Source organism: Rhodopirellula europaea 6C (assembly GCF_000338295.1).
GTDB classification, from domain to species: domain Bacteria; phylum Planctomycetota; class Planctomycetia; order Pirellulales; family Pirellulaceae; genus Rhodopirellula; species Rhodopirellula europaea.
Window position 1 is genome coordinate 1 of record NZ_ANMO01000128.1, and the last position, 3,256, is coordinate 3,256.

3 protein-coding genes and 1 pseudogene are annotated in these 3,256 nt (G+C 57.4%); all 4 read left to right on the plus strand.

The genetic code is table 11. The features are described 5' to 3' along the window. Positions 1-309 precede the first annotated feature (309 nt). Positions 310-654, plus strand: a pseudogene (locus RE6C_RS33695) (ATP-binding cassette domain-containing protein); the annotation flags it as partial. After that, positions 643-1,170, plus strand: coding sequence for an AAA family ATPase (locus RE6C_RS33700; RefSeq protein ID WP_408005489.1), 528 nt, complete (start codon positions 643-645; stop codon positions 1,168-1,170). The pseudogene RE6C_RS33695 and the gene RE6C_RS33700, both read left to right, overlap by 12 nt. Positions 1,171-1,172: 2 nt before the next feature. Beyond that, positions 1,173-2,546, plus strand: a complete 1,374-nt coding sequence (locus tag RE6C_RS14495; RefSeq protein WP_008657675.1) for an ABC transporter permease — start codon at positions 1,173-1,175, stop codon at positions 2,544-2,546. A gap of 199 nt (positions 2,547-2,745) precedes the next feature. Beyond that, positions 2,746-3,195 (plus strand): hypothetical protein, encoded by a 450-nt coding sequence (locus RE6C_RS14500; RefSeq protein ID WP_008657677.1) that lies wholly within the window; start codon positions 2,746-2,748, stop codon positions 3,193-3,195. Positions 3,196-3,256 lie beyond the last annotated feature (61 nt).

Genomic DNA, 3,256 nt, shown 5'->3' on the forward strand with positions numbered 1-3,256 from the left:
TACGCCAAGTGGAAATTTGCCGAAAAGCGGTATCAGAAAACTACACGACCTCTGCGGCGGTGAGTGGCCCGGGCATCCAGTTTGGCGTTTCGGGGCGTTGATCGAATTGGCTAGGATGGATCGGCGATGCTGTTTTCGGCATCGCGATTGGCAATCACCTCCCGCTGGGAAACAGGAACTTTGTCCGCTCCCGCCCCGCCGCAACCCATGGCAGCCGCCGACACCGCGGCCATCTCGGTCGATCGATTGATGAAGTCGTATCGTCGCGGTGGGAAGGATCACGCCGCGCTCAGCGGGGTGTCGTTCGATCTTCGACGTGGCGAGCGATTGGCGTATCTGGGGCCAAATGGAGCCGGGAAGACGACGATGATTCGTTGTTTGTCGGGAAGAGCCAAGCCGGATTCGGGCAGCATTACCATGCTCGGCGAACCAATCGATGCCGCGTTTGTTCGCGATTCGTTGGGATTGGTACCACAAGAGATCGCTTTGTATGAAGACCTGACCACGACGGAGAACTTGGCAGCGTTCGGTCGGTTTCACGGACTGCGCGGTCGAGTGTTGCGAGACAAGATTCAGTGGGGATTGCAGTGGACCGGGCTGGCCGATCGAGCCAACGATTTGGTTGGCTCATTTTCGGGTGGCATGAAACGTAGAGTCAATTTGGCGTGCGGCGTTTTGCACGAACCCGAGGTGCTGTTGCTGGATGAGCCCACCGTGGGGGTCGATCCTCAAAGTCGCCAGCGGATCTTTGCGATGTTGGCGGAATTGAATGCGGAAGGAACCTCGGTTTTGTTGACGACGCATCACTTGGACGAAGCCGAGAGCCAGTGTGATCGGATCGTGATTGTCGATCACGGCAAGGTCGTTGCGACGGGTACGTTTGAAGAGCTGGTTCGGCAAACGATCGGTGGCGACCGCGAGGTGACCGTTCGATTGGATCAACCACTGCGTGGACACGGGAATGAACCGTTGGCGGTGACGGGGTTGAACGTGACCGCCCGGCCAGGCGAACGAGTTGTGACGACGAAGATGGTGGAGGTCGCAATGGGATTGCCCCGATTGATCGACGCTCTCAGTCAGGCGGGCTATGGCGTGCAGGACGTTGAGGTCCAGTCACCGACTTTGCACCATGTGTTTCTCCATTTGACCGGCCATGCACTGCGGGATTGAACATGGTCTGGAAAGTCATTGAAATTCACTTGCGTCGCCTGCGTCACAACCGCATCGAGTGGTTGCTGACGTTTGTGGTGCCGATCGCATTCTTCAGTATCTTTGCGTTGATTTTCTCTCGCGGAGTGGGCGGGACCCCGCGAGTGAAGGTGGCGTTGATCCGTGATGTCTCAGCTGCTGTCGAGGCAGATTCAGGTTTTACATCGCTGGCTTCGCTTCAGTGCGACGAAGTGATTTTGACTCTTCGTGAGAGCGAAGGCCTGAGGCTGGTTCAAGATAGCGACGAGAATCCGGCTTTGGATCGGGCGGCGGGTGAAGACTTGGTTCGCCGCGGATCCGCGACGATTGCGATCGTGTTGAGTGAAGACGGCGAAGAGTTGTCCGCGGAATTGCTCAACGACGCATCCGACCAAGTCGCCAGCCAAGTAGTTTCGGCATTGGTGATGCGAGCGATGTTGATGGCAAAAACGGGGCAGATGCAAGCCAATGCTGCACAAGGCGGTCCGCGACCCGGTGGTGCGATGCCGGTCACCGCGAGCGAAGATGGTACAGCCGGCGTGAAACAGGCCCGGTTTGAGCAACCGCTTCCAAGCGAGGCCATCCGAACCGCGGCCAGCGACTCTGTGCCCATTGAAGCCGCGACCAGTGAAGCCGCGGCCAGTGAATCAGTAAGCGGGGAAGACGTGGCGGCGACAGCGGATCGTTCTTCAGCGGAATCATTGATGGCGCCGCCGGAAGTGAAGGTCGTCAACGTGATGGGTGAGAACAAAACCAACCCGGTCATCAGCGTTTATGCGGCGGGCATCGCGGTGATGTTTTTGTTGTTTGGCGCGACCAGCGGTGGTGGCGTGTTGCTGGAGGAGCGTGAGAATCAAACGCTGGAACGATTGCTGTCGACTCAAATGACGATGGATCATTTGTTGCTCGGCAAGTGGTTCTATTTGACGCTGCTCGGGTGTGTGCAAGTCACGGTGATGTTCGTGTGGGCTCAATTGGTCTTTGGACTGGATTTGCTCGGCAACCTGGACGGTTTTGTGATGATGACGTTGGTCACATCCGCGGCGGCGGCCTCGTTTGGTTTGTTCTTGGCAACGTTGTGCAAGACTCGTGGCCAACTGAATGGTTTGTCCGTTGTGGCTGTGCTGACGATGAGTGCGCTCGGCGGGTCGATGGTGCCGAGGTACGTGATGAGCGAAGGGTTGCGAGAGGCTGGGCTGTGGACTTTCAATGCCTGGGCACTGGATGGTTATGACAAAGTCTTTTGGCGTGAGCTGCCGCCGAGTGCTCTGCAGCCGCAGCTGACTGTGCTGATGGCGACCGCATTTGGGCTTCTAGTACTGGCTCGTTTGCTAGCAATTCGCTGGGAAACTTCTTGAGAACTTCTTCGTAGTCGGTGCCACAATCAAGGCGTTTTTGCCTATCGTGATTAAACTATGCCCTGGGGGACGATAGTTGTTTGGCCTGTCGTTTGCTTGACACACACGGGCTAATCTCGGCAATTCTCAAGGCAACAGACGGACGCAGGTCGTCGTTGTCACTCGTATCCGAATACCTTTGCAGCGATGGAACTCCATCATGACTGAAAGACTCTTTTCGAACTTGCGGTCGTTGCGTCGAGGATTGTTGCACTCGCCCGCGGCACAGAATCGGAGTGCTTCCGCGGTGGACGGTTCGGTTTTGATCGATGCCGAGGCTGTCTCGTCAGCAACTGAGACCGCGTGGAAGCCCGGTGATTGGGCGATCTATCGCAAGAGCAAACGCAGCAAGGTTCCGGGGCCGCGAGCGTCGAGTGTGAAGCCCAACTTGAAGGGCGAAACCTACAACTACGTCGTCCAGAAATTTTGGATGGTCGACGAGGTCCATGCTGATGGCACGCTGACCATGCGAACGACTCGTGGAAAGACACATCGTGTGCCGGCGGATGATCCCAACCTGACTCGCCCGAGCTGGTTCGCTCGGCTGCGTTGGCGCGAGCGGTTCATGGCGATTGAAAACCGGTTTGGAAAATCGACCTTCGCCGCCTGAGTCGGCTGGCGGTTTTCCTCCGCCCAAACGCTGGCGTTGGGCGATTCGAACCCAGGCACGA

Coding starts and splice junctions, on each gene's coding strand:
- RE6C_RS14495 (WP_008657675.1), top strand. CDS start 1,173: ATGGTCTGGAAAGTCATTGAAATTCACTTGCGTCGCCTGCGTCACAAC.
- RE6C_RS14500 (WP_008657677.1), top strand. CDS start 2,746: ATGACTGAAAGACTCTTTTCGAACTTGCGGTCGTTGCGTCGAGGATTG.
- RE6C_RS33700 (WP_408005489.1), top strand. CDS start 643: ATGAAACGTAGAGTCAATTTGGCGTGCGGCGTTTTGCACGAACCCGAG.